Here is a 25082-nt window from a genome sequence, read left to right on the forward strand (position 1 = left end):
ATGGACGCCACCGAGATCAACGCGGCGCTGGGACAGGTCTACGCGCTGCCGCACGGCCGGACTCGGACGGAGCGGCTGGAAACATTGGCCGCGGCCGCGAAATCGGGAGCCGATCGCGCGCTCGAAGGCAGGGTGCTGCTGGAACTGGCGCAGTCCTACACCTACGCGGGCGAGCGCGATCTGGTGCCTGTCGCATACGGCAGGTTGCTGCGCATCTACGACGATCACCCCGCCGAGCTGGGCTCCATGACGCACTCGGTGCACTGGTACCTGAAATGGATGACCTGGGGAATGGTCGACAACCCGTCGATACCGTTGTCCACGATCGACCACTGGTTCGACGAGTTGGACAGCAGATATCGGCAGCGCGGCTACAGTCCGCGCCCGGTGCTGGCGCTGCGCTCCGAACTCGCGCGCAAGATCGGTGACAGCGCGGCCGCCGCCGCGTGGCTGGAAGCGGCGATGGCCGCTCCGCGCGACAGCATGTCCGACTGTGACGCCTGCGAACGCAGCGAGTGGGGCGTGACGAGCGTGCATTGCGGCGACGACGAGGGCGGCCTGGCGCACTGGCAACCCGTGCTCGACGGCGATCGGACCTGCGCCGAAGAACCGCACCGCGTGCTGGCCGAGGCCTTGCTTCCACTGGTGCGCACCGGTCGCGCCGCCGCCGCGCGCGGCGCCCATCTGACCGGGTACCCGCTGGTCCGGCACACCGAGGACCTCCGTCCCTCGGTGGCGCTGCACGTCGAATTCTGCGCGTTGACCGGTAACGAAGCGCGCGGGCTGGAGATCCTCGCCGAACACGCGAGCTGGCTGACCGATTCCGGCGCCGACGCGGGCGCGCGGCTGGCGTTCGCGACCGGCGTGTGCGTGCTGCTGCGCAGATTGGTGACGCTGCGGCTGGGCGACCTTCCCCTGGCGGGCGCGACGGTGGAGTCGGTGCGCGCGGATCTGGAAGTCGAGATCGGCGCGCTGTGCGCCCGCTACGACGCTCGCAACGGCAACGGCGCGGTCAGCTTGCGCACGGCCGCCCGGCTCGCCGCCGAGCCGCTGCTGGACCGGCTGCCACTCGGTTTGCGCAGCACACTGCCGCGCGCGGGCCGCGGTCCCGGCAGCGTTGCGTCGGGCGACGACTTCTCCGGCGACCGGGCCGCGGAGGTGAGCAAGCTGTCCGAACTCGCCGCCGCCCGGCTCGCCGATACGCCCGAGGAGGCGGAAGCGCATCTGCGGGAAGCGCTCGCGCTCGGGACACCGGTACTGACCATGCAGGAGGCCGCCCGGTTGGGTGCGCAGCTGGTCATCGCCATCGCGAGCCAACCGGACCGTGAGCTCGATCTGGCCGACGCCGCGGTGCGCGCCGCCGCCCGCTGGGAGGGGCTGTCCGAACCGGACGTGCTGCATCACACCCTCGTCGCCGCGCGCGCGTTCCACCGCGCCGAGCGCCACGGCGAGGCCGTCGCCTTGTTCGAACAGGCTCTGGTCAGCGGCGCGCTCCCGTACCCGTCCGGCGAGCTGGCGGTGGTGCGCGCGCAGTTCGGCCGATCCCTGAACGCGCTGGACCGCCACCGCGACGCCGCGCGCCAATTTCTCGAAGGAGCACGGCTCGTCGAGCACGATCCGGAACGGACGCGTCTGCACGCCGACCTCGCCTCGTCGGCCGCCACCGCGCTCGAGTACTGCGGGCAGGAAGCGGAAGCCGTGGCGGCCTATCACCGCGCCGCCGAGCTGTGGGCCGGGCTGGGTGCGGTGGCGCAGCGGGCGCGGTGCCTGCGGTCGGCGGCCTGGCTCCAAGTGTTCCGCGAAGCCGATCCCCAACTGTGGCTCACATCGATGCGGGCGCTGACCAGCGAACTGGCCGAGTCGGCCGAACAGTCGGCCGAGGCGGCCGGGGAACTCGCGCACACCCGCGCTCAGCTGGCTCGAATGCTGCAGATCGGCGGCATCACCGAAACCACCGCCTGAGGACGCCACCGGATACGCGGAGGGCTGGAGTGCGGGCGGGCGTCCCCAGTCGGGGGTCCGCCCGCTGACCGGCCCGTGGGGGCCGCACGCTACCCGTTAAGCTCGGCAGTCATGCACGAGACAGGTCGGCGCGGCCGCAAGCTCGGGGTGATGGGCGGCACGTTCGACCCCATCCACCACGGGCACCTGGTCGCCGCCAGCGAGGTCGCTCACCGGTTCGACCTGGACGAAGTGATCTTCGTCCCCACCGGACAGCCCTGGCAGAAGGCACACGAGCAGGTCAGCCCGGCCGAGGACCGGTACCTGATGACCGTCATCGCCACCGCCTCCAACCCGCGATTCTCGGTCAGCCGCGCGGACATCGACCGCGGCAAGGTCACCTACACCGTGGACACGCTGCGGGAGATGCAATCGAAGTATCCCGGCGCCGAGCTGTACTTCATCACCGGTGCGGACGCGTTGGCCAGCATCCTCACATGGCAGGATTGGGCGGAACTGTTCGAACTGGCGAAGTTCGTCGGGGTGAGCCGTCCGGGGTACGAGCTGAACACCGATCATCTCGAGGAGCATCTGCGGGATCTTCCGGCCGATGCGGTGACCATGATCGAGATCCCGGCGCTGGCGATCTCGTCGAGCGAATGCCGTCGCCGCGCCGCCGAGAACCGGCCGGTGTGGTACCTCGTCCCCGACGGCGTGGTGCAGTACATATCGAAGCGGCACCTGTATGTGCCCGGAGCAGCGGAAGGTAGCTGAGCGTGAGCGAGCGCAGCGAGGTGCGGGCATGACCGCGACCGCGGAGTCGGTGGAGATCGCGCAGGTCGCCGCGCGGGCCGCCGACGAGAAACTGGCGTCCGACGTGGTGGTGCTCGACGTGTCCGAGCAGTTGGTGATCACCGACTGCTTCGTGATCGCCTCCGCACCCAACGAACGTCAGGTGAACGCCATCGTCGACAACGTGGAGGAGAAGCTCCGCGCGGCCGGGCACAAGCCGGTGCGGCGCGAGGGCACCCGCGAAGGCCGCTGGGCGCTGCTGGACTACGTCGACGTCGTCGTGCACATCCAGCACAACGACGAGCGCAATTTCTATGCGCTGGAACGTTTGTGGAAGGACTGCCCGGTCGTGCCGGTCGCGGGCATCACCGGGGCCGCGCCGGACAAGCGCGCCGCTGCGACGGAGGACGAGGCGCGATCGTGAGCAGACATGCCGGCGTGCGCACCCTGATCCTCCTGCGCCACGGGCAAACCGAATGGAACGCTGCCGACCGTATGCAAGGCCAGATCGATACCGATCTCACCGAACTCGGTCGCAGACAGGCCAAAGAGGCTGCGCGGGAGCTGGTTTCGCGTAACGCCATCGCGATCCACTCCTCGGATCTGCGCCGGGCCTTCGACACCGCGACGGCACTGGCCGAGCACACCGGGCTCACCGTGGTCCCCGACGCGCGGCTGCGGGAGACCAATCTCGGTGATTGGGAGGGGCTGACTCATCTGGAGGTCGACGCCGACTACCCGGGCGCGCGCATGGCATGGCGGCTGGACGCGCGCTACACCCCGCCCAACGGGGAGAGCAAACTCGAGGTCGGCGCGCGGTCGCTGCCGGTCGTACGGGAGTTGCTGGTCGGGCGGCAGGATTGGCCCGGCCGGACTATCATCCTGGTGGCGCACGGCGGGCTGATCGCCGCCCTCACGGCCGCGCTGCTGGACCTGCCGCCGCAGAACTGGCCGATCCTGGGCGGATTGGCCAACACCAGCTGGGTGCAGCTCAGCAGTCACGGCCCGAGCATCGAACAGCCCGGCTGGCGTCTGGATGTGTGGAACGCGGCGGCGAAGGTAGCACCGGATGTCCTCTGAAGATCCGATCAGATCGGTCCCGGACGAACTGTTCCGTAAGGTGTCGGCGAGACCTGAGCGGCAGTTGCCGGACGCCTTGTTCGGCGGCCCGCCACCGGCGTCTCGCGAACCCGAGGCAACGTCCGAGCGGCCGTCGGGCGCGGAATCGGGCGGCGCGTCCGAGCCCGCCGAGGGATCCGACGCGGAGGATGACGGATCGGTCGCCGCAGTAGGCGATCTCGTCACCGAATCGGAGCCGCAAGCACACTCCGGCAGCGTTATCGCGCCAGCCGTCGGTCAGGATTCCGCTTCGGAGCCGACCGCCGAATTCGTGGGTGGGCTCGATGAATCGGTCACTGCGGTCGATGCCGCCGGTGCGGCCGGTGCGGCCGATGCCGCCGGTGCGGCCGATGCCGCCGGTGCGGCCGATGCCGCCGGTGCGGCCGATGCCGCCGATGCCGTCGATGCCGCCGGTGCGGCCGAAGCCGCCGAGACCGCCAACGCGGCCATAGTCGCCGAATCGGCGGTGTCCACCGGAGCGGTCGGCGGTCCCGCCGTCACAAACGCACCCGCCGACTCCGGCGCAGCCGAACTCCACCCCGCTGTGGTCATAACCGCCGAGTCCGTCTCTCCCGCCGCGGAAGTCGCCATCGAGTCGCGGCCGCGAGCGCACACCGCCATCGAGGACGCTGTCGCTCAGGAGGACGCCTCCGAGCGGGTCGCCGAGCCGGCGAAATCCGCCGAAGGGCCCGCCGAGGCCCGGGAAGCCGCACGCCCGGTACTGCTGGTGATCGCCGACTCCCTCTCCTACTTCGGACCCAAGGGCGGACTGCCCGCCGACCATCCGCGCATCTGGCCCAACCTGGTTGCCGCCGAGCTGGATTGGGACGTCGAATTGGTCGGCCGGATCGGCTGGACCTGCCGTGACGCCTACTGGGCGCTGATCGGCGATCCCCGCGTGTGGGCCGCGGTGCCGCGCGCGGGCGCGGTGGTCTTCGCCGTCGGCGGCATGGACACGCTGCCCTCGCCGCTGCCCACCGCGCTGCGCGAACTGATCCGGTATGTGCGCCCGCCCGCCCTGCGCCGTGTCGTCCGCGCCACCTACAACTGGTTGCAACCGAAGCTGTCGAAACTCGGCAGGCCCGTGGCGCTTCCGCCGAAGGTCAGCGTCGACTACCTGGAGCAGTCCCGCACCGCACTGGCCCAGCTGCGCCCCGACCTGCCCGTCGTCGCGGTGCTGCCGTCGGTGCACGACTGCGCGGCCTACGGTCGCGTGCACTCCGGCAGGCCGCGTGCGGTCGAGGCGCTGCGCGCCTGGTCGGGGCGGACCTCGGTGCCGCTGGTCGACCTGGGTGAAGCGGTGCGCGACAACATCTTCTCCGGCGAGGCGAACCCGGACGGCATCCACTGGGGCTGGGATGGTCACGCGGCGGTGGCCAACGCGATGGTCAAGACCTTGCAGGAGGTTCGGTAGTCCGTGGCAGTCGTGATCGTCACCGATTCGTCCGCCAGCCTCCCTGCCGAACATCTCGACGAGCTGGATATCGCTGTCGTCCCCCTGCATGTCCTGGTCGGCGATCGGGCGATGCGGGAAGGCGTCGACCCGGTCGACATCGACTATGCCTCCGACACCGTGACCACTTCGGCCGCCTCACCCGGCGAGCTGCGCGCGGTCTACGAGCTTGCCTGGGAACGCAGTGGCGGCGACGGCGTTGTGGCGGTGCATATTTCCCGTCGGCTGTCCGGGACATGGGAGGCCGGCAGGCAGGCCGTGCGCGACATGGACGCCGCCGACCGCGTCCGCCTGGTCGACTCGCTGGGGGCCGGGCTGGCCACCGGGCTGCCGGCGCTGGCCGCCGCGCGGCGCGCCGAGGACGGGGCGCCGCTGGACGCGGTCTACGACACGGCGGTCGCCGCCGCCGCGCGCGCCCGCACGTTCATCCTGGTCAATCGCACCGAGCAGTTGCGCCGCGGCGGCAGGCTCTCGTCCGCGGCGACATTCTTCGGCAGCGAGCTGGTCACCAAGCCGCTGTTGCACATGGTCGAAGGGCGGCTGGAGCTGCGCGAGAAGGTCCGGACGCGCTCCAAGGCCTACACGAAACTCGTCGCCGCGGCGGTCGACGTGGCCGGTGCGGACGGCGCCGCCGTGGCCGTGCAACACCTCGGCGCCGAGGACGCCGCACACACCGTCGCGGGCCAGCTACGCGAACGCATTCCCGGAATCGAGGAACTCATCGTCGCCGAGTTCGGGCCGTCGCTGGCGGTGCACCTCGGAATGGGAGCGCTCGGCGTGCTCGTCGTCCCGGGCGGGTGTCGCTGAGAGTTCCGGATTCCCCGCTCGGGCAACAATCTCGGTGATCTGAATCCGAGCGCTGCCCCGGGACACGCGGCTAGCGTCGGGTCATGAGTTCCGCCAAGCCGCCGGTTCGTCCGCCGCTGACCGTGACCGCGGTGGACTGGGAGCATCCGGACGCGGTGACGTTGCGCGCGGAGATGGCCGCCGAGGTCGGGCCGCGCTACGCCTACTTGGCAGGGCAGTTGCGCACCAATCCGAATGCCGTCGATCCCGTCACCGTGCACCGCACCTTCGTGGCGTACTCGGACGGTCCGGCCGGCCACGCCGCCCTGCGATGGAACGCGGAGGACCTCGAGGTGAAGCGGATGTTCGTCCGCCCCGCGCACCGCGGCTCGGGCGCCGCGGCGCTGCTGCTGGCCGCGGCCGAGGATGCCGCCCGCCTGGCCGGACGCCCCCGATTGATTCTGCAGACCGGTCACCTGCAACCGGAGGCTGTTCGCTTCTACGAACGCAGCGGCTACCACCGTATTCCGATCTTCTCGCCGTACGAGGTGCTGCCGCTTTCGAATTGCTTCGCCAAGGAACTCTGAGGCGGCGGCTCAGGCCCTCGCGGCGCGGGCGTGCGAATGCGTCTGCGAAGTAGACGGCGTGTCCGGATGAAGGCGTCAGCCGATCGAGGGGTGGGTTGTGCACAGCCCGGTGGTTGTCAACAGACCTGTCGAATGCCTGGTGAGGACATCATTTTCGCCGTGTGGTCGCACTACCGTCGCCGCCATGTCACGACAGGACGAACGCGACCGGGTACGACTGCGATTGGGTGAGCTGACCGCCCGGGTCGGCGCGAGCAGAACGGCCGGTGTGGGCGCTGCAGCGGCCGGGGCAGGGACGGAGCGCGAACCGTCCGGGTGGAGTACGGCGCGCTCCTCGAGCGGAGAGCCCGCGCGAAAGACCGGGCAGCTGGATCGTGCCGGTCTCGCGACTCCCACCCGGGGCACGGTTGCCACCACACCACGCGGCGGGCGGTCAGGCGGGAGTGCACGACCGTCGCCCTCCAGCGAAAGTGATTCGCGCTCTGCGATGGTCGAATCGACATCGAATGGCACGTCACATGTCGCGCCTGCTGCTCGGATGGCCGCAGAAGCCGTGCCCGCGTCCCTGGACGCCGGGACATCGGTGAATTTCGACGCGACCGGTTCCGATGGCGACGATGAACACCGATCGGCACGGGAAGGCAGCTCCTCTCAGGGGGCTACGCGGATGGGTGAACCACGACCCGACGATCGTTCGGCCGGGGAGGGAAAGTGGGGTCTCCTGCGGCTGCCCGACGACCCGACTCCCGACCGGGTAGGCGAAGACGATGTCGGTCGCGTACGGTTTCCCGGCTGGCTCGAGGAACCGGCAACCGGACCAGATCGGCGGCATCGGCTTGTGCCCGAACGATTCCGAGGCATCCGACTCGATCCGGGGCGCCGTGGGGTGCGTACGCTCGGGCTCGTCGGGCTCGCCGCGATGGTGATCGCCGGGGTGATCGTGTTCCTCGAGCGCCCGATCGCACACCCGGTGACGCCGTTGCCGATTCGGCAGACCGCTGCCTTCGAAACACCTGCTGCGGCTGCGTCGGTGAGCGCGGTCCGGGCTCCGACCGGAGGCGTCGAACCCGGTCCGCCGACAGCCGAGCTGGTCGTCAGTGTCGTCGGCTTGGTCCAGCGCACCGGTCTTGTCCGCCTCCCCGAGGGATCGCGCGTCGCCGATGCGCTCGCCGCGGCCGGCGGCCCGAGCGAAGGCGCCGACACCAGCGGTCTGAATCTGGCCCAGCGCTTGTCGGATGGGGATCAGGTGCTGGTCGGTCCGGCCGTCCCGAATTCCGCCGCGCCGCACCAGAGCAGCAGCACGATCGGCGTGGGCGGGCGTCCGTCCTCCGGTTCCGCCGCCACCTCGGGTCGTCCCTCGTCTTCGGGGGGCCGGATCGACCTCAATACGGCCTCTGAGGCCGAACTCGATGGTCTTCCCGGTGTCGGGCCGGTCACCGCACGCGCCATCGTCAGCTGGCGTACGACCAATGGCCGCTTCAGCTCCGTGGAGCAACTGGGTGAGGTAGACGGCATCGGCCCGGCCCGGCTGGCCCGATTGCGTGATCTGGTGCGGGTATGAATCCCGGCGGCTTGCTCGAAGTGGTTCGCCGGACGCTGGGATCGCCTGCGGGATCGTCGGAGACCGGCACGACCGCTCGGGCCGATGGAGGTCGCAAGGAGGGCGGTGCGACGGAAGAGCCCGGCGCCGCCCACGTGCTGGACGCTCGCTTGCTACCCGCCGCGTTGTGCTGCTGGGGCGCCACCATCGTCGCGCTCACGGCGGGGTGGCGGGCCGGGACGGTACTGGCGGCCACGTTGACGATGACGGCTATCGGATTGTGGGTACTGCTGCTGTGGGCCATCGCGCACCGCGGCGAACGGTGGCGATCGGTAGCGGTGGTGGCGCTCGCGGCCGTGATCCTCGGTGCCGCGTTCGCCGCCGCGGCGGCCTGGCGGGAACATCGAGGGGCGACGCATCCGCTGCGGGCGGCGGCGGGGCAATCGCTGCGCGTGGTGGTCACGCCGACGGACGACCCGAAACCGCTGCGCGTCAGGGTGCCCGGCGCGGATCGGCAGTGGGTGCTCCGGGCGGATCTGCGCGAGTACCGGCGCGGCGGCGTGACCGTCCGCGCGGGTGGCGCGGTGGTGATCCTGGCTTCCGGACCGGAGTGGGCCGATCTGTCGCCGGGCGGGCCGGTCGAGTTCCGGGCCCGGGTCGATCAGCCGCGCCGACCCGATCTCACCGTCGCGACGCTGCATGCGCTGGGCGCGCCCGTTGCCGCCGGGCCGCTGCCGTGGTGGCAGCGCGTCGCGAATTCGGTGCGCGCCGATTTCGGCGTATCGGCCGCGCGGGCGCTGCCGCCCGACTCCGCGGGCCTGTTGCCCGCGCTCGTCGTCGGTGACACCTCGGCGCTGCCCGAACAGGTGCGCGAGGACTTCGAGATCGCCGGGCTGCAGCACCTTACAGTGGTCAGCGGCGCGAATTGCACCATCGTGCTTTCCGTCGTGTTGTTCGTGGTGCGCCTGCTGACGCTCGGTCCGCGTGCCGCGGCGGCTGTCGCGGCGGCGGCGCTGCTCATGTTCGTCGTCGTCGCGCGGCCGGACCCGAGCGTGCTGCGAGCCGGTGCGATGGGTGCGATCACCCTGCTCGCGGTGCTCACGGGTCGCCGTAAACAGGCGCTGCCCGCGCTGTGCGCGGCGATCATCGCGCTACTGGCTCTGTGGCCCGCGCTCGCCGTCAACGCGGGGTTCGCGCTGTCGGTCGTCGCGACGGGCGGCCTGATCCTGCTGGCGCCGAGCTGGGCCGACTGGTTGCGTGCCAGGGGATGGTGGCGGATGCCCGCCGAGATAGTCGCCGTGTCCGCAGGGGCGTTCGTGGTCACGACACCGATCCTGATCGCGCTCACCGGAAGGCTCAGCCTGGTCGCGGTACTGGCCAATGTTCTCGTGGCCCCGGTCGTCGCGCCGATCACCGTCATAGGAGCAGGTGGCGCGGTGCTGGCGAGTTTATGGTCGCCCCTCGCCGAGTTGATCCTGCGCTGCGCCGCGCCGCCGCTGTGGTGGTTGCTGTGGGTGGCCGGGTACGCGGCCGCGCTGCCCGGCGCGACCGTCACTGTGCCGGGTGGCCTGGCGGGAGGGCTGATCGCGAGTGTCGTCGTGGCGGTCGCGATCGCGGCATTGCGTGCCCGGGCAGTGCGGCGAGTCGCCGCCGCGCTGGTGCTCGGCGTCGCGGTGATCCTGGTCCCGGTGCGGCTCTGGCATCCGGGCTGGCCGCCGAGCGGCTGGGTCCTCGCGGCGTGCGATGTCGGCCAAGGCGACGGCCTGGCCGTGCCGGCCGGTCCCGGCGCCGCCGTCGTCATCGATGTCGGGCCGGACCCGCGCCCGATCCGGACCTGTCTGGACCGGTTGCGCATCAAACGCATCCCGCTGCTGATCCTCACCCATCCGCACGCGGATCACATCGGCGGGCTCACCGGCGCGCTACACGGTCGCGCGGTCGACGCGATAGCGGTCGGCATCCAGGAACTCGAGGCGCTTCCACCACCTGGTCGACCCGAACCTGCTGGGCTTACTCCCGAAGCCGGCCTCCGCTGCGGTCCCGGCCCGATCGTCACACCGGCCGCGAACAATACCGGTGCTGCCAGAATGCCCATGGCCTGCGGTGCGACCGAAGGCGGAAGCGGCCGGGCAGCGCGGCCATCCGGCGACGCGCGTGATCCTGTCTCGGGGCTCGAGCAGGTCGCGGCCGTCGCCGCAGACGCGGGCGTGCCGCTGCTGGGATTGTCGGCCGGACACGTGCTCAGTTTCGGGCGGATCGAATTCGAAGTGCTCGCGCCGGCCCGGAACGGTCCGCGTCCGGTCCGGGGAGCCGAAACGGAGGACGCCAACGACCGTTCGGTGGTCGTCACCGCCCGCACGCCCGGGGGCCGGATCCTGCTCACCGGGGACATCGAGGCGCAGGCCCAGCGGGCCCTGATGCATGCCGGGATTCCCCTCCGAGCGGACATTCTCAAACTGCCGCACCACGGCTCACGGACCACCACAAGAGCATTTCTCGACGCGGTGCGTCCCCGACTGGTACTGGTCACTGTCGGCGCAGGCAACACCTTCGGACACCCGCACCCCGGCGTTCTCGCCGACTTGACCGATCTCGGGGCGACCGTGGCCAGGACGGATCGGCAAGGCGACATCGTGGTATCCGGCAGTGCTGAACACCTCCGCGTGACGAGTTCACGCTGACCCCGCGGACGTACGGGCGAAGTGCCGCTGCGTTCCACTCGATCCGGTTCGAGGGACCAGCCCCTGATCACCAACGGAGGGATGAGAGGAGCATTGCCATTCGTGTGCGGCCGAGTCTTCCGGTCGGCGTCGCGCGTGTCACGGCGCGGTGCCGGGTCGAGTCGGGGTGTCGGTCGGGAACCGTAGGATCGGGCTGTGGATGAGCGCGGCGAGTGGAGCAACGGGGCACGCCTGTCGGGCACGACGCCCTCCGGCAGCGGGGAGACGTCGGCGTGAGCGAGCGACCAGCGCCGGTGCATTTGATGCTCGGGGAAGAAGAGCTGCTGATCGAGCGCGCGGTGGGCGGGTTGACCGCGCAGATACGGGCGCTGGCTCCGGATCCCGACGCGGTGCCGGTCGATCGATTGCGAGCGGGTGACGCGAGTACCGCGGAGCTGGCGGAACTGCTGAGCCCGTCGCTGTTCGCCGAGGACCGGGTGATCGTCCTCGAGGCGGCGGCCGAGGCGGGTAAGGACGCGGTCGCGGTGATCACCGAGGCGGTACAGAGCCCGCCGGAGGGCGTCGTGCTGGTCGTTCTGCACTCCGGTGGCGGACGGGCCAAAACGCTCGTGCCCGCCTTGCAGAAGGCAGGCGCCGTCACGCACGACTGCGCCAAGCTGACCAAAGCCGCCGAGCGAGTCGAGTTCGTGCGCGGCGAGTTTCGCAACGCCGGGGTGCGGGTGTCCGGCGAGGTCGTCCAGGTGATGCTGGAGGCGGTGGGCTCGGATCTGCGTGAGCTGGCGGCGGCGTGCGGGCAACTGGCCGCGGACACCGGCGGGAAGATCGACGTGGCGGCCGTGCGTCGCTACTACTCCGGCAAGGCCGAGGTCTCCGGATTCGACGTGGCCGAGCTCGCGGTGGCGGGGGATCGCCCCGGGGCGATGGAGGCGCTGCGCTGGGCGAACGACCGCGGCGTGCCGCACGTCCTGCTCGCCGACGCGCTCGCCGACTCGGTGCACACCATCGCCCGCGTCGGCTCGGCCGGGCGCGGTGACCCGTTCAAGCTGGCGCAACAGCTCGGCATGCCGCCGTGGAAGGTGAAGAAGGCACAAGCGCAGGCTCGGAATTGGACTCAGGCGACCATCGGATCGGCCCTTCAGGTGGTCGCGACCCTCAACGCCGACGTGAAGGGCGGCGCCGCCGACGCGGGCTACGCTCTGGAACACGCTCTCACCCAGATACTGGACCTGCACGGCGCGGGCTGATCGAGCCGCATCGCCCACACCGCACGTATCGCGAATGTCAGCGCAGCACGCGCGGCGTCGTGCGGTGCGGCAGGTCGCCGTAGCCGAACGTTCGATGCGGCGGCGAACGTCGCGATCGAGCCCGCGCAGTAGTGGCCGCCCGTCGTGTCCCAGCTCGGCTCGGAACTCGCTGCCTACCGTACGGCGCTTGCCAGGAGTCGAGGGCTCCCTCGAAGGCCGCCCGGAGGCACGGAGCACGCGAGCTCACAACGCACCGGCGAGGCATTCCACACCTTTCCCCGTCAACCCGGCGAGCCCGGCAACGCGACCGGTTGCCACGAGCAGCAGATCGCTCAGCGGTCCGCTGACCTCCTCCGTTCCGGTGCCTGCCGACCACTCCGCATCGATGGCCAGCAGGCGCACACCGCGCAGGCGCTTCTCGCTGCCGTAGAAGGGGCTGCGCAGCACGTGCTCCAGTGCGACGACGGCCTGCTCGGTGGGCACGGCGCGCCGCCGACCGAGCGGACGGGCGATGTCTTGTCCGTGAATCATGGTGTCCACCAATGGACGGCCCCGCCCCAGGCGCCCGCCGAGTCCACGCGGAGCCTTCTCGCAGTTGCGCGATCAGCTCCGCGGGGGAATAGCGGCGCGCGCGATCGCGCGCCATCCGCTCCGTCATCCGGTTCCAGTTGCCTCGCGCCCGGATGATGCCCGCGAGCGTCGCACCGAGAGTGACCCGGTTGGACAGAGTGAGATGAGCCGCGACGTCGTGCACGGTCCAGCCGGGACACAGGGAGTCGCGCCCCACTCGTGCTCGTCCAGGTCGTCGAGGAAGTCTGCGAGCCCGAGCCGTTCGGCGCGCGTCCACATCTCGATCTGGTCCAGGTTCATCGTCACTCTCCGTGGTCGGTGCTGTCACGGATGCAGACGGTGAAGGAAGTCGAAACTCATCGGACGCGTCCTTCGATCTTCAGGTCGCCGAAGGTGACACTCCGGACCATCGGGCGGGTGAGGAACTCGTGCGGGAAGCCGAGGTCCACGGCGCTGGCCTGTTCGAGCCGAGCGAGCTGGGCCGGGTCGAACTCCACCTGGAGCGCGCCGAGATTGTCCTCCAGCTGCGCCGCGGTGCGCGCGCCGATGATCGGCGAGGTGACCGCCGGATCGCGCAGCGTCCAGGCCAGCGCGACCTGCGAGGGCGTCTTGCCGATTTCGGCCGCGACCTGCTGAACGATGTCGGCGATGGCGAGACCGCGTTCGGTGAGCGAGCCGTTGGCGGCGGCCACGTTCTTGCGGCTGCCCTCGGGCGAACCATTGACCTGGTGGTCCAGATCGCCGCGGCTGTACTTGCCGGTTAGCACGCCGCTGGCCAACGGTGACCACGGGATCACGCCGAGGCCCAGTTCGCGTGCCATCGGGATGAGGTCGCGCTCGACGGTCCGTTCGATCAGGCTGTACTCGATCTGCAGTGCGATGAGCGGGGACCAGCCGCGCAGGTCCGCGATGGTCTGCATCCGCGCGACCTGCCAGGCCGGCGCGTCGGAGATGCCGACGTAGAGCACCTTCCCGGACCGCACCAAGTCGTCCATACCGCGCAAGATCTCCTCGACCGGGGTCAGGAAATCCCAAGCGTGCAGGTAGAGCAGGTCGATGTAGTCGGTGCCGAGCCTGCGCAGGCTGGCCTCGACCGAGCCGATCATGCTCTTACGATGGTTGCCACCGGAATTCGGGTCACCCGGGCGGCGCAGCATGGTGTATTTCGTGGCCAGCACCAAACTTTCGCGGTTGTCCGCGGTGAATTCGCCGAGCAGTTGCTCGGAAGTGCCATTGGTGTACTGGCTGGCCGTATCGATGAAGTTGCCACCTCGCTCGACGTAGGCGTCGAAGATCTTGCGGGCCTCGTCCCGGTCCGCGCCCCAGCCCCAATCGGCGCCGAAGGTCATGGTTCCCAGGGACAGTGGCGACACCCGGAGGCCCGAGCGGCCGAGCAGCCGGTAGGTGTCGAGGGTGCGGGCTCTGGACATGTCCAGCTCCTTGTGTTTCGCGATGCCATGCTGTCGAAACACAGTCTTCAACGGTGCGCGAGACGCAGTAAGGGAAGCTTCTTCCTGGGAAAGCCAGTCCTAGTCAGCCGTAGGATCGACGGTGATGACTGGCACGGTGAACCCGACACAGCGCCGCGACCCGGGGCCCGGAGGCGGTAGCTCGCGCAGCCCCGCAGGGCCAGGGAGCGGTGCAGATTCCATACAGCGCCGCGACCCGGGGCCCGGAGGAGGTAGCTCGCGTGACCCCGCAGGGCCAGGGAGCGCGGACCGAGTGCAGGAGATGGCTGCCTTCCTGCGTGCCCGTCGGGAGCGGTTGACGCCGGACGATCTCGGCTTGCCCCAGCGCAGGCAGGCGCGCCGGACGCCTGGGCTGCGGCGGGAAGAGGTCGCCGAACTGGCGGGGGTGACATATTGGTTACGCACTCCTCCTTAAACGCCCGCTTGTGCCGGTGACCCATGGCGGGTGGGCGTCAGCTGGCTGCCTACACAGGTGGCCTTGGTGTCCGCAGCGGCCACTGGATTGGAGAGTTTTCCCACTCAGACATGGCACGGCGCAGGGCGAGGATGTCACCCTGACTGACCGCTTCTCCGCGCGTTTGATCCCCGAAGGCTTGCGAGATCAGCCTCTTCGCGGTGCCAGAGGAGTATCCACGTCGCCGCAGACCAGGGAAACGGAGGTGGGCAAAGTCGTCTCGTCCACCCACCTTCACATACAGCAGACGACGCGCGTACATCCAGTCCATGACGAAGACTACGGGGATGAGTTGGAGGGCAATGATCGCGCCGATCCCGGCCGCTGTGCCCAGGAACATTGCAGGGGACCTCGGTGCTCGCCCGCCTTCGTGGACGATGACGGCTGCGGCACACAGCGTGAAGAAGGTTAGTGACACAGGCCATCCGATCCATACGATCATTCGGCGCTTTCCTGTGTAGCGGATGGCGCTGTAGGCCGCTACCCAGTTGATCTTCTCGATCATCTCCGCCCGCAAGGCTTTCGGGCAGCGATCCCCTGCTGCGGCGACGAGCTTGGCGAGCAGTTCGGCGCGCGCCGCGCATCGACGCCGGTGAGTAGCAGGAACGGCCATCAGCAGGGTGTAGATCGCGCCCATGGCTCCCGGAATGGCCCAACTCCAAGTCATCGTCGCGAGAGTACAGACTCGACGCGGTTCGGTGGACACTGCAATCGGAGAGGTGGCGAGGTTGTGTCATCTCGTGTCATCGACGCGGGCTGATGTTGCGAACGAGATAGTGCCGCGGTGGCAGGTGTACTGCTCAGAAGGCCGTTGTCATTGTCATGTTATGCGTGCCCTCGCAGGACACGCAAAACATGGGCAACTGAAAAACGCCTGGTCATCGTGGGTACATATCCCCTCTGAAGGATCGCGATGCCCTGCGGGCGTTGGTCAATCGGCCCCAACTCTAGGGCTGGGGCATGTCGAACATGGAAACGGGACGACCTGCGGTTTTCGGGTGGGCGGCTGGTTCTCGAAGCGGTACCAGCTGTAGTGGCGTGTGGCGCCTCTTGTTCTGCTGGGTCTCGGCACGTACGACCAATACCACTGACGCGTCCGTCATCGACGGCATCGGCAACTATCTGCTCGTTCTGCCGGGCTTCCTGTACGGAGAGGTGATGCGGGCGGTGGTGCATGCGTAGTCGCCGTGATGGTCGAGGCGGAAGCCGTCCGGGGCGTCACGGACTGATGCCCACGGAGGCAACTGATTTCGCAGGTACATGGGTAACTCCATGTACTCACATCGATCCAGCGTGCGATGGGTGTCGTTGTCAAGAGTTGGCAGCGATGGGTGTTGTTGGTTCCGTGAGCCTCTGAGCTGCGAATACATTGAAATTCCGCCCAGTGACGGCGCTCGCTGAAATTCCCCACTGACGCTCACCGAGATTCCCCATTTGTTCCGTGTGGCTCCGCCGTGAAGGGCGGGCCTCCTCCGAAGCTGGTGGTTACCACACCTGACCAGCGCTTTCGATCGGAGGAGGCCCGCTTTTCCATGTTGACATGTGAGGAAGACGTGGAAATCAGTGCCCTGCGTGCCCGGGGCTGGACGATCTCGCAGATCGCCCGCCATACCGGTCGCGACCGTAAAACGATTCGCGCGTATCTGGCCGGGGAACGCGTCCCTGGCGTGCGGAAGCGGCATCTGCCGGATCCGTTCGAACCGTTCGTCGACTACGTCACCGCTCGCCTGGCCGAGGACCCGCACTTGTGGGCGCAGACGTTGATGGACGAGCTGGAACCCCTCGGCTTCCCGTTGTCGTATCAGTCGCTGACCCGCAACATCCGCACCCGCAAACTGCGGCCGATCTGCCAATCCTGCCGGACCGCGACCGAACGCCCCAACGCCGTCATCCCACATCCGCCCGGCGGTGAAACCCAATGGGACTGGGTCGATCTGCCGAACCCACCCGTCTCGTGGGGGTGGGGCGCGAACGCGCACCTGCTGGTCGGGTCACTCGCCCACTCGGGCCGCTGGCGCGGCTACCTCGCACCGTCCACCGACCAGCCGCACCTGATCGAAGGACTCGACCGGGTCGCCCGCGCACTGGGCGGAGTGACCGGGTCGTGGCGGTTCGACCGCATGTCCACGGTCTGCCACCCCTCCAGCGGTCAGGTGACCGCGTCGTTCGCCGCGGTCGCGAAGTACTACGCCGTGGTGCCGGCGATCTGCCCACCCCGTCGCGGGAACCGCAAGGGTGTGGTCGAGAAGGTCAATCACACTGCCGCGCAACGCTGGTGGCGCACACTCGCCGACGAGATGACCGTCGAACAAGCCCAAGCGTCCCTGGACAAGTTCTGTTCGTTGCGCGGGGACACCCGGCTGCGACCGACCGCCGACGGCCGCGCCAGCGTCGCGACCGTCGCCGCCAGGGAGCCGTTGCGACCGTTACCTGCCGAGGCGTATCCGGCGATGGTCGCCGAACCCCGGGTCGCCTCTCGGCAGGCGATGATCTCCTGGCGCGGCAACCGCTACTCGGTGCCACCGGAACTGGCGTCGGCGACGGTGATCGTCGCGCAACCGTTGCGCGGCAACATCATCGACATCGCCACCACCGGCGGCATCGTGATCGCCCGCCACCAACGCGCCGCCGACGGCCTGGGCGCCACGGTCCGAGACCATAGCCACATCGTCGCACTCGACGCCGCCGCGATGGCCGCGGCCAACACCGGCCGACCCCACCGCCGCAAGGAACGCATCCCACCCGGCGACGCCGCCAGAGCCGCCGCCGCGGCATTGCGAGCCGCCGCCGACCCCGCAAACGCCACCGCCGCGACTGCCACCACCAACGCCACAGTCACCGATCTGGCCGCCTACGAGCGCGCCGCCACCGCCAGGAGCCGCAAATGACCGCCAGCCCTGCCCCGAAGAAGACTCCCCGCCGCGCCACCAAAGCCGTCGGCGCCGACGAAACCGCGACCCGCTACCAGCAACTCCGGTCGCATCTGGCCACCCTCAAACTCCACGCCGCCGCCGAAGCACTGCCATCGGTCCTGGAAGACGCCACCACGCAGAACCTTTCGGCGACAGCCACGTTGGAGAAGCTGTTGCGGATCGAGGTCCACGACACCGAAGCCCGCAGGCTCACCGGCCGGCTCCGGTTCGCGAACCTGCCCACCCCGGCGTCGCTGGAGAACTTCGACGTCGACGCCGCCTCCGGCATCGACCGGCCGCTGCTCGATGAGCTCGGCACCTGCCGCTACCTCGAAACCGCCACCAACGTCCTGCTCATCGGGACACCCGGCACAGGGAAGACGCATCTGGCAACGGGCCTCGCGAGGGCGGCCGCGCACGCCGGCTACCGCACCTACTTCACCACCGCCGACAACCTCCGCAGAGCCACCACCGGACACCGCGAACCCCTATAATCGACACCGCTCACGGGTGGGGAATTTCGGCGAGTACGGGTGGGGCGTTTCGACGAGCACAGTCACCAGTTCTTGCTGTGGTATCTATTACTAGCGTTGGCCTGTGTGGGTTTCGTTGGTTGTCGTCAGCCATTAAATGGCGGGTTTGATGACAAGCCGCGACGGCTGGCGAGCAATCATGCCGGACCTACATGGACCCCAATGCACCGCTGTCGCGGATACGCCTCAGCATCCAAACAGGCCATCAGCGAACATGATGCGGCGAACGGAGTGCGTTCTTTCGGCTCGATTAGTACGTTGCTGCGGGCAGAGCGATGTATAAGCTAGCGCCAACCTGCTGGGCCAAACAGCGGGTCACGTGGTCTTGCGGGGTGACGGGCGGGAGTCAGGTAGGTGGATTACACCTCCTCCGGCGAGTCGAGCTGCTGCCGGACCCTAAGTCTTGCCCTTGCAATGCGATTGTCAGGACCTCCCCTCTCGTCGCTCACGGCCAGCTCGTTCCGTGGAGTGTTGACTCTGTCGTTCAAGCTCACGCCAGTTCGGGACCAGGGCGGACATCATGGCCTGGAAACGCTTGCCGTGAGTCCGATACCGGAGATGCAGCAGCTCGTGCACAATGACGTAGTCCTGGAACGTCTCGTCGGTGTCCGCCAGTTCGTCGGCGAACCTCACCACGCCGTCGCTCGTGCAGGAGCCCCACTTCTTAGGCATCTCGACGATGTCGACGCGCTGCGGGTTCACCTTGAGTCGGAGCGCCCACGCCATGGCGCGCCGCTTAAGCTGTTGGTTTGGGTAGAGTGAGGACATCAGTCTCCTGCCGTCTGCTCAAGCACTTGCATGATCTGTTCGACCGCGCGCTTGCCCTTCTCGACCCCTAGTTTGATCACCGGCTTGTAGAGATTGAGGCGGAGGCGGCGCTGCTCATCCGGGTTCTCGACCCAATTCGGGAACTTGGCGAGGACGGTCTCCACTTCTTTTGCGACGGCGAGGGTGTCCAGGTCGGCCTCTGCGAACGACTCATCCTGCTTCAGTTGCCAGTGAACCGCGAAGCCGACTTCGCTTAGGCCGGAATCCTGTGCGGCCTTGCGGGCCCCCTCCCTCTCGACGACCAACGCCGCGATCTCGTCCATCGCGGCCATGCCGGTGGTCTTGCGCTCCTCCAGGTTCTTGATAACCTGGTCGGCGCGCTCTTTGAGGGCCCGGAGCACTACGGCCCTGGCCGGGTCTTCGTCCATCTCTTTCCGAAGACCGCGCAGCAGGTTGTAGACCTTGCCCTCGTCCGGCCCGTCCTCGCCTTTGAGCTGCTCCAGTGTCTCGACATCGAAAGTGACGACTTTGGCGATGCGGCCCAGGCCCTCCTGCTCCGCACTGGTCTCGATGAGCCGGCGGGTCTTGTACTCCAGGTCCCCAAGGAAGGAGCCGGTCTCGGAGTAGGCGTTGCGCACCGCAGCGTACAACTGGCTGAGCCGCTTGTACGTGTGAATGTGGTCGCGCAGTTCCGCCGAGGGCGACAGGATCTCCCAAAGCGCCTCGATGTCCTTATAGTCCTCGAAGAACGTCTTACGGGCCTCGGGGTCGATGAAGCGGCCGTACACAACCTTCTCAAGCTGCTGGTCGGGGCTGGCCTTGGAGTCGACCTGGAGGTAGTTCTCGGTGGCATCCCGGATGCGCCGGTGCAGGTCTTCCATCATGGTGTCGAGGTCCTCGATCGCCCCGTCGATGTCGGCCGAATCGAAGCGCAGGGCCTTCTGGAGCTCCCGCAGCACGCCGACGAAGTCAATGACCAGACCGACCCTCTTCTGGACGCCCTGGGCGTCGACGTACGGGCGGTTGACCCGCGCGATCGCCTGGAGCAACACATGGTCGCGCATCGGCTTATCGAGGTACATGGCGTACAACACCGGAGCGTCGTAGCCGGTGAGCAGCTTGTCCGTGACGATCAAGATTCTGGGCTGCTCGGTGGGCTTCTTGAAATACTTGCGCACCTCTTGCTCGCGGGTGTCGCTGAGCTGCAATTCGGCCACTTTGGGCCGGTCGACGGCATCCGAGGCGTTGCTGCTATAGACCACCTCCGACCACTCTGGCGGCAGATGCCGGTCAAGCGCCATCTTGTACTTGGCGCAGGTTTCACGGTCGACCGCGACAAGGAACGCCTTGTAGTGCAGCGGGTCGACATTTTCCTGGAAGTGGTTGGCTACAAACTCCGCGACTTGTTCGACCCGATCATCGGCGCTGAGGAAGGCTCGGATGCCGACCGTCCGGTCGAGTACCCGGTTGAGTTCCTCGACGTCGGTGACATCCTCGCCCTCAGCAAGCGCGAAAAATTCCTGGTCCAACTGCTCGGTCGGGATCCTCATGCTGGACGGCGCCATCATGTAGCGAATGGGCAACGTCGTGCCATCCTCGATCGACTCTTTGATGGAGTACTTGTCCAGGTAGCCGGTCTCGTCCTGGGTGCCGAAGATCTGAAAGGACCCGGAGCCACCCTTGGCGCTCTCAACGGGCGTTCCGGTGAAGCCGATGATCGTGGCGTTCGGTAGCGCGGCCATGAGATAAGTACCCAGGTCCTTGGCGACTGACCGGTGCGCCTCGTCGATGAAGACGAAGATGTTGTTGCGCGGTGAGCTGCCCTTCTTGATCTCCTCGAACTTGTGGATCATTGAGACGATCAGGCCGCGGAAATCTGCGTCAAGCAGCTCCTGAAGCTCGGTCTTGGTACTGACCCGGCGCACGGCAATGTCGTTCGCCTGCATCTCTCCGAGTAGGCGGTCGACCCACTCCCGAAGCTGGCCCTCCAACTCGATTCGGTCGACGACGAGGATGACGGTGCCGTTATTGAAGCGGTCCTTTTCCTCCAGAATCAGGCGGGCAGCGGTGAGGAGCGTGAAGGTCTTACCGGAGCCTTGGGTGTGCCAGATGAGACCACGGGTTTTCTGCGGGTCGGCGCAGCGGGCCACGATCTTGTCGATCGCGCGGCGCTGATGCTCGCGTAATACCGACTTCCGGGTCTCGCCATCCTCGACGTAGAAGAGGATCCAGTGCTGGAGGGTGCGCAGGAAGTCGGTCGGCTCGAAAAAGGCCTGGACTGCGATCCGGTACTCTTCGTCCGGCGTCTGCTTCCACTTCGAGATGAATCGTCGGTTGGCGTTCCACGTGACGCCGTACCAGTAGTCGAGCACGTGCGTGACGTTGAAGAGCTGCGGAGCAGCCAGCAGTTCCGGGGTCTCCAGCTCATAGCGGCGGAGCTGCTTGACGGCGCGATCAAGCGCTCCTCCGTCCTTCGGGTTCTTGTGCTCGACGATAGCGACCGGCAGCCCGTTGATTACGAACATCACGTCAGCCCGGTTGCCCTTGCGAGCGAGCGGCTCGATCTTCCACTCCCACGTCACGACGAAGGAGTTGCTACCCGGGTTGTGGAAGTCAACAACCTGGACCGGACGGTGCCGCTTCTCCACCTCGTCGTACCACTGCCGCTCGCCCCGTATCCAGCCGAGCACGTCGCGGTTTCCCTCGATCGTCGATGGCAGCGCCTCGATAGTGTCGACGATGGCGCGCGACTGGTCGTCGCTCAGCCAGGGGTTGAACCCGATGAGCTTGGCTTCCAACTCGTCGCGGAAAAGCATGTTGGCGCGTCCCTGGCGCTTGGCCTCGGCCTCGGCGGGTGTCATAACCGTCCAACCGACCTCTGTCACGTGCTTCACCATGGGGAACTGGACCGTGTGGCCCTCGCCGATCTTTAGCGTGGTCATGCGGCGCTCCCCTCTGGCGACACGCGAGTCGGAACGGCCAGTTCGTCGACTAGGACTGCTCCGGTGATGAGGTCGTGCAGCATTCGCCGGTAGAGCTCGTCCAGCCGCGCGAGCTTAGTCCGATGAACGTCCAGCTTCTGGTCGATGGCACGCAGAACGGCCGCGACCTCCTGCTGCTCCTCAAGTCCAGGCAAAGGCACAAGCAGAGAGTCAATGATTCCAGTGTTTAGGTTGTACTTACCATCCGCGGCGGGCGTTGCTCGAGAGCCGATCTGGTCAATGCCGACGGGCGACCCCATGAAGTAGGCGACGAAGTCGGGATCCACGCCATCCAGCAGTCGGGCGCGGATCAGGTACGAGGCGTACAGCGCACTGTTGGGAGTGCCTCGGTAGACGGCACACAGACCGAGGCGCTCGATGACCCCGTTGGTGCGGATGAAGATGAGGTCACCATCCTCCAGTTCGTAGCGCGACGCTTCCTTTTCCGAGAGATCGCAGTACTTCAGGTCAGCAGCGTCGATGCGGGCTGACAAGATGTTCGGGATGCGGAGGACCGGATACGTCGCTGGCGTCGCGGAACAGCGCTGGGAGGTCCCATAGCGCAGAGACTGACGCAGCTGAGAGAACTCTACGACGTCCCAGCTCTCCGGAATCTCCCCGAGCTGGCAGAGCTTGGTCGATTCACCGTTCAGCCCCTTGGAATAGACGGACGACATAGTGCTCGTTCGAAGCGAGTCAGCAGCAGCGACGCTGGCCTCCTGAACCTCTATCGCCTCCCGAATGAGCGCGAGCGCGTCCACGATGGCCGACTGCTCCGAGAGGGGCGGATGAGGTACCTCCAACGCCGCCAGGCGCCTAGAGCTGAGGTTCGGGATCGTGGTCTTGTTGCCCGCGCCCTCGAAGATTCCCAGCTGGGTGAAAGCGGCCTGGAGGAAGTACACGTAGAACCGTGGGTCGACGTCATCAATCTTCGGACGAAGGCGGTGCAGGTGGTTTTGGAACGACATCGGGGCGATCGAGCCATCCCAAATCGCGGCACGACCGATCTCGCCACCCTCGCATACGAGGAGGTCTCCAGCCTCCACGAGCTTGTCAGGCAGTTCGTTCGGCCGGATTGACATCTCGTCGACGGTGCTCAAGTCCAGTCGGTCCCAGAAGACGTTAGAGGTGCGGAGGAACGGCACCTTGTCCTGGCCAGCACGAGCTGCGGCCGACATGGTCTTTCCTGCGCCGATCTCGAACAGCTCCCCTAGTGGGCGCTGTGTCCAGGCAGCATTCACAGCTTCTCCACCATCTTCATGAGTGCAAGGTCGATCTGCTTCGCCCGCTCGTCGAGGCTCAGGAGGTCCGCGACGATCTCCTTAACCGCCCGGTGCTCCTGGTCGTTGATCCGCGTGACCCATCGTGCGGGACTGAGGTTGTAATCCGCTCCCTTGATGTCGTTGAGTTCGACGACCGCCACCTCACCGTCGACGGGTTCGCCGGTGTGGAAAAGCGTGGCCAGCTCCTTGATGTCCTCCTTATCGAGGTAGTTCTTCGGCCTGCCCTTGAGGAACCGGCGGCTGGCGTTCACCAGCACGACCTTGTTCTTGCGGTTGGCAGGCTTCCGCTTGTTCAGAACGATGATCACGCCTGCAGCCGTCGTGTTGTAGAAAAGATTGTCAGGCAGCAGGATCACGCCGTCGATCATGTCGTGGTCGACGAACCACTGCCGAATGTTGCGCTCCTTATCATCCTTCGCTGCGCCGGAGCCACGCGTGACCGCGCCGGTGTCGAGAACGACTGCGGCCCGGCCGCCGTCGTTCATCGTGGCGATGGTGTGCTGCAGCCAGGGCCAGTCGCCCCGACCCGAAGTCGCACCACCCGACTTCATGAACCGGTCGAACGGGTCGTCGGTGAACAGCTCCGGGTCGAAGGGCTGGTTCCACATAGGATTGGCAACGACGACGTCGAAACGAATGAGGGAGCCGCTGGCATCACGGAACTTCGGATTGATCATGGTGTCGCCACGCTGCAGGTCGACGTCCATGTCGTGAATGATCGTGTTCATCCGGGCAACGGCGTAGCTCTCGGCCTGAAGCTCTTGGCCATACATCTTAAGCGGCACCTTGCTGGTGGGATCGAGCTCTCGCGCAACCAACTGCAGCTTGATGAGGAGCCCGCCCGACCCACAGGCATAGTCGTAGCACGTTTCCCCAGGTTTAGGCCTCAAGATGTGGGCCATCAGGAACCCGACCTCAGTAGGCGTGAAGAACTCGCCCGCGCTCTGGCCCGAACCCTCGGCGAACTTCCGAAGGAGGTACTCGTAGGCTCGCCCAAGGAAGTCGGGCTGTACGTCGGCGAGTCCCAGGCGATAACGCGGATCGGAAAAGGTCTCGACGACACCGCGCAGCTTGGCCGGGTTAATGTCACTCTCGCCGTTCCGCTCGGAAGCGAAATCGACCACGTCGATGACACCTGAAAGGTCGGGGTTGTGCCGTACGACCGCACGCACCGCCTTGGTGAGGTGCTCCCCGACGTCTCGTGGCTGGGTCGAACGACCGCGCTCGTCGACCGGCCAGTCATACGACGTACGACCCGAGATCACGCTCCAGCGGGCCTCGGGCGGCAGGTAGAAGCGCAGCAGGCTGTGGTCCGACTCGGCGATTTTAAGGGCGATCTCCTGGTCGCCGAATTCCTCCGCGAGCCGACTAATCTCGTCGTCGAATACATCGGAGAGTCGCTTCATAAATAGCAGCGGCAACAGGTAGTCCTTGAACTTGGGCGCGTCCTTCTCGCCACGGATCGACGAGGCAGCGTCCCACAGCATCTGTTCCATAGATTTGGTGCTCGGCGCGGTCGGCGCGCGGCCACGGCCGCGACGGCGACTTGGGGCCGGACCGGAGGTCGCCTCGACGTCGCCGACGTCGATCCCGGCCTCAGCGGCCGCTTCTGCGATCAGTGCCATAGCCGCCTTCTGGGGCTTGTTGCCGCCGCCTTCCCACCGATTGACTGTCGCAAAGGAGACGCCGAGCTTCTCGGCCAGCTCAGCCTGAGTGAGGTTAAGGTTGACCCGGATGGTGCGCAGCGTCGCAGGCACGTCCAAAGATGTCATGTTTGCTATCTTTGCGATATGACATAGCAAGATCAAGCTGGCTTGGGGATGCCGAGGTGGTCGCCCGCAGTATTTCCGTTACTTCCGGAGCTTGTCGCCGAGTTGGCGATGCAAGTCGCCAGTTTGCGGCGCTGAGGGATTCAAGTCACTGAGACGACAGCGTGGAACCGAGCTTTCCCTGGAGGATCGTCGGGGTT

18 protein-coding genes and 3 pseudogenes are annotated in these 25082 nt (G+C 67.3%); 13 read left to right on the forward strand and 8 right to left on the reverse strand.

Annotated features, from left to right (window positions below; translation table 11 throughout):
• The 10 genes from M8859_RS14625 to holA all read left to right on the forward strand — a co-directional run bounded on the left by M8859_RS14625 (position 1) and on the right by holA (position 12143).
• Positions 1 to 1962, forward strand: a complete 1962-nt coding sequence (locus M8859_RS14625) for a tetratricopeptide repeat protein (RefSeq protein ID WP_195070034.1) — start codon at positions 1 to 3, stop codon at positions 1960 to 1962.
• A 111-nt stretch (positions 1963 to 2073) separates the two neighbouring features.
• Positions 2074 to 2715, forward strand: a complete 642-nt coding sequence (nadD, locus tag M8859_RS14630) for a nicotinate-nucleotide adenylyltransferase (RefSeq protein ID WP_159928127.1) — start codon at positions 2074 to 2076, stop codon at positions 2713 to 2715.
• A 28-nt stretch (positions 2716 to 2743) separates the two neighbouring features.
• Entirely contained in the window at positions 2744 to 3157 is a 414-nt protein-coding gene (rsfS, locus tag M8859_RS14635; RefSeq protein WP_159928129.1) for a ribosome silencing factor, read from the forward strand.
• Entirely contained in the window at positions 3151 to 3813 is a 663-nt protein-coding gene (locus M8859_RS14640) for a histidine phosphatase family protein (RefSeq protein ID WP_159928196.1), read from the forward strand. Before rsfS ends, M8859_RS14640 begins: the two co-directional genes overlap by 7 nt.
• Before the next feature lie 760 nt (positions 3814 to 4573).
• A complete protein-coding gene (gene octT / locus M8859_RS14645) occupies positions 4574 to 5266 on the forward strand; it encodes a diglucosylglycerate octanoyltransferase (RefSeq protein ID WP_159928197.1) in 693 nt (230 codons plus the stop codon).
• A 3-nt stretch (positions 5267 to 5269) separates the two neighbouring features.
• On the forward strand, positions 5270 to 6112 hold the full coding sequence (locus tag M8859_RS14650; RefSeq protein ID WP_159928131.1) for a DegV family protein: 843 nt from the start codon (positions 5270 to 5272) through the stop codon (positions 6110 to 6112).
• Positions 6113 to 6195: 83 nt separating this feature from the next.
• Positions 6196 to 6678 (forward strand): GNAT family N-acetyltransferase, encoded by a 483-nt coding sequence (locus tag M8859_RS14655; RefSeq protein ID WP_159928133.1) that lies wholly within the window; start codon positions 6196 to 6198, stop codon positions 6676 to 6678.
• 667 nt (positions 6679 to 7345) lie between these two features.
• Positions 7346 to 8239, forward strand: a complete 894-nt coding sequence (locus M8859_RS14660) for a helix-hairpin-helix domain-containing protein (protein WP_159928135.1) — start codon at positions 7346 to 7348, stop codon at positions 8237 to 8239.
• Entirely contained in the window at positions 8236 to 10899 is a 2664-nt protein-coding gene (locus tag M8859_RS14665; protein WP_249644353.1) for a ComEC/Rec2 family competence protein, read from the forward strand. The genes M8859_RS14660 and M8859_RS14665 overlap by 4 nt, the downstream gene beginning before the upstream one ends.
• A 272-nt stretch (positions 10900 to 11171) precedes the next feature.
• Positions 11172 to 12143 carry a DNA polymerase III subunit delta gene (holA, locus tag M8859_RS14670; RefSeq protein WP_159928137.1) on the forward strand — a complete coding sequence of 324 codons (972 nt, stop codon included), beginning with the start codon at positions 11172 to 11174 and terminating at the stop codon, positions 12141 to 12143.
• A gap of 243 nt (positions 12144 to 12386) precedes the next feature.
• Here the strand turns inward: holA and M8859_RS14675 are convergent, their stop codons facing one another.
• The 3 genes and pseudogenes from M8859_RS14675 to M8859_RS14685 all read right to left on the reverse strand — a co-directional run bounded on the left by M8859_RS14675 (position 12387) and on the right by M8859_RS14685 (position 14143).
• Positions 12387 to 12683: a maleylpyruvate isomerase mycothiol-dependent enzyme family protein gene (locus tag M8859_RS14675; protein ID WP_308221201.1), complete on the reverse strand. Its 297-nt coding sequence runs from the start codon at positions 12681 to 12683 to the stop codon at positions 12387 to 12389.
• A 64-nt stretch (positions 12684 to 12747) separates the two neighbouring features.
• Positions 12748 to 13041: pseudogene (locus M8859_RS37255) on the reverse strand (maleylpyruvate isomerase N-terminal domain-containing protein); the annotation flags it as partial.
• Between the two features lie 28 nt (positions 13042 to 13069).
• Entirely contained in the window at positions 13070 to 14143 is a 1074-nt protein-coding gene (locus M8859_RS14685; protein WP_249644355.1) for an aldo/keto reductase, read from the reverse strand.
• Between the two features lie 301 nt (positions 14144 to 14444).
• On the opposite strand from M8859_RS14685, the pseudogene M8859_RS14690 reads away from it, so the two are divergent.
• Positions 14445 to 14573: pseudogene (locus M8859_RS14690) on the forward strand (transcriptional regulator); the annotation flags it as partial.
• Between the two features lie 73 nt (positions 14574 to 14646).
• On the opposite strand, the gene M8859_RS14695 reads toward M8859_RS14690, so the two are convergent.
• Positions 14647 to 15303 (reverse strand): hypothetical protein, encoded by a 657-nt coding sequence (locus tag M8859_RS14695; RefSeq protein ID WP_249644356.1) that lies wholly within the window; start codon positions 15301 to 15303, stop codon positions 14647 to 14649.
• An 865-nt stretch (positions 15304 to 16168) separates the two neighbouring features.
• On the opposite strand from M8859_RS14695, the gene M8859_RS14700 reads away from it, so the two are divergent.
• Together M8859_RS14700 and M8859_RS14705 are read left to right on the forward strand one after the other, a co-directional pair.
• The gene (locus M8859_RS14700) at positions 16169 to 17524 is read left to right on the forward strand and encodes a Mu transposase domain-containing protein (RefSeq protein ID WP_249644357.1); all 1356 of its coding nucleotides are present in this window, start codon (positions 16169 to 16171) and stop codon (positions 17522 to 17524) included.
• A pseudogene (locus M8859_RS14705) lies at positions 17521 to 18006 on the forward strand (ATP-binding protein); the annotation flags it as partial. The gene M8859_RS14700 and the pseudogene M8859_RS14705, both read left to right, overlap by 4 nt.
• A gap of 498 nt (positions 18007 to 18504) precedes the next feature.
• On the opposite strand, the gene M8859_RS14710 reads toward M8859_RS14705, so the two are convergent.
• From M8859_RS14710 to M8859_RS14725, 4 genes are read right to left on the reverse strand one after another with little or no spacing between them, the layout of a single operon-like run.
• Complete coding sequence (locus M8859_RS14710; protein ID WP_249644358.1) at positions 18505 to 18849, reverse strand: M48 metallopeptidase family protein; 345 nt, start codon at positions 18847 to 18849, stop codon at positions 18505 to 18507.
• Complete coding sequence (locus M8859_RS14715; RefSeq protein WP_249644359.1) at positions 18849 to 21791, reverse strand: type I restriction endonuclease subunit R; 2943 nt, start codon at positions 21789 to 21791, stop codon at positions 18849 to 18851. Before M8859_RS14715 ends, M8859_RS14710 begins: the two co-directional genes overlap by 1 nt.
• Positions 21788 to 23071 carry a restriction endonuclease subunit S gene (locus M8859_RS37260; RefSeq protein WP_249644360.1) on the reverse strand — a complete coding sequence of 428 codons (1284 nt, stop codon included), beginning with the start codon at positions 23069 to 23071 and terminating at the stop codon, positions 21788 to 21790. Before M8859_RS37260 ends, M8859_RS14715 begins: the two co-directional genes overlap by 4 nt.
• Positions 23068 to 24885, reverse strand: coding sequence for an N-6 DNA methylase (locus tag M8859_RS14725; RefSeq protein WP_249644361.1), 1818 nt, complete (start codon positions 24883 to 24885; stop codon positions 23068 to 23070). Before M8859_RS14725 ends, M8859_RS37260 begins: the two co-directional genes overlap by 4 nt.
• Between the last annotated feature and the right edge of the window lie 197 nt (positions 24886 to 25082).

The organism is Nocardia sputi (assembly GCF_023501985.1).

Coding starts and splice junctions, on each gene's coding strand:
- M8859_RS14655 (WP_159928133.1), top strand. CDS start 6,196: ATGAGTTCCGCCAAGCCGCCGGTTCGTCCGCCGCTGACCGTGACCGCG.
- M8859_RS14695 (WP_249644356.1), bottom strand. CDS start 15,303: ATGACTTGGAGTTGGGCCATTCCGGGAGCCATGGGCGCGATCTACACC.
- M8859_RS14665 (WP_249644353.1), top strand. CDS start 8,236: ATGAATCCCGGCGGCTTGCTCGAAGTGGTTCGCCGGACGCTGGGATCG.
- M8859_RS14715 (WP_249644359.1), bottom strand. CDS start 21,791: ATGACCACGCTAAAGATCGGCGAGGGCCACACGGTCCAGTTCCCCATG.
- M8859_RS14660 (WP_159928135.1), top strand. CDS start 7,346: ATGGGTGAACCACGACCCGACGATCGTTCGGCCGGGGAGGGAAAGTGG.
- rsfS (WP_159928129.1), top strand. CDS start 2,744: ATGACCGCGACCGCGGAGTCGGTGGAGATCGCGCAGGTCGCCGCGCGG.
- M8859_RS14710 (WP_249644358.1), bottom strand. CDS start 18,849: ATGTCCTCACTCTACCCAAACCAACAGCTTAAGCGGCGCGCCATGGCG.
- M8859_RS14685 (WP_249644355.1), bottom strand. CDS start 14,143: ATGTCCAGAGCCCGCACCCTCGACACCTACCGGCTGCTCGGCCGCTCG.
- M8859_RS14725 (WP_249644361.1), bottom strand. CDS start 24,885: ATGACATCTTTGGACGTGCCTGCGACGCTGCGCACCATCCGGGTCAAC.
- M8859_RS14625 (WP_195070034.1), top strand. CDS start 1: ATGGACGCCACCGAGATCAACGCGGCGCTGGGACAGGTCTACGCGCTG.
- M8859_RS14700 (WP_249644357.1), top strand. CDS start 16,169: ATGTTGACATGTGAGGAAGACGTGGAAATCAGTGCCCTGCGTGCCCGG.
- nadD (WP_159928127.1), top strand. CDS start 2,074: ATGCACGAGACAGGTCGGCGCGGCCGCAAGCTCGGGGTGATGGGCGGC.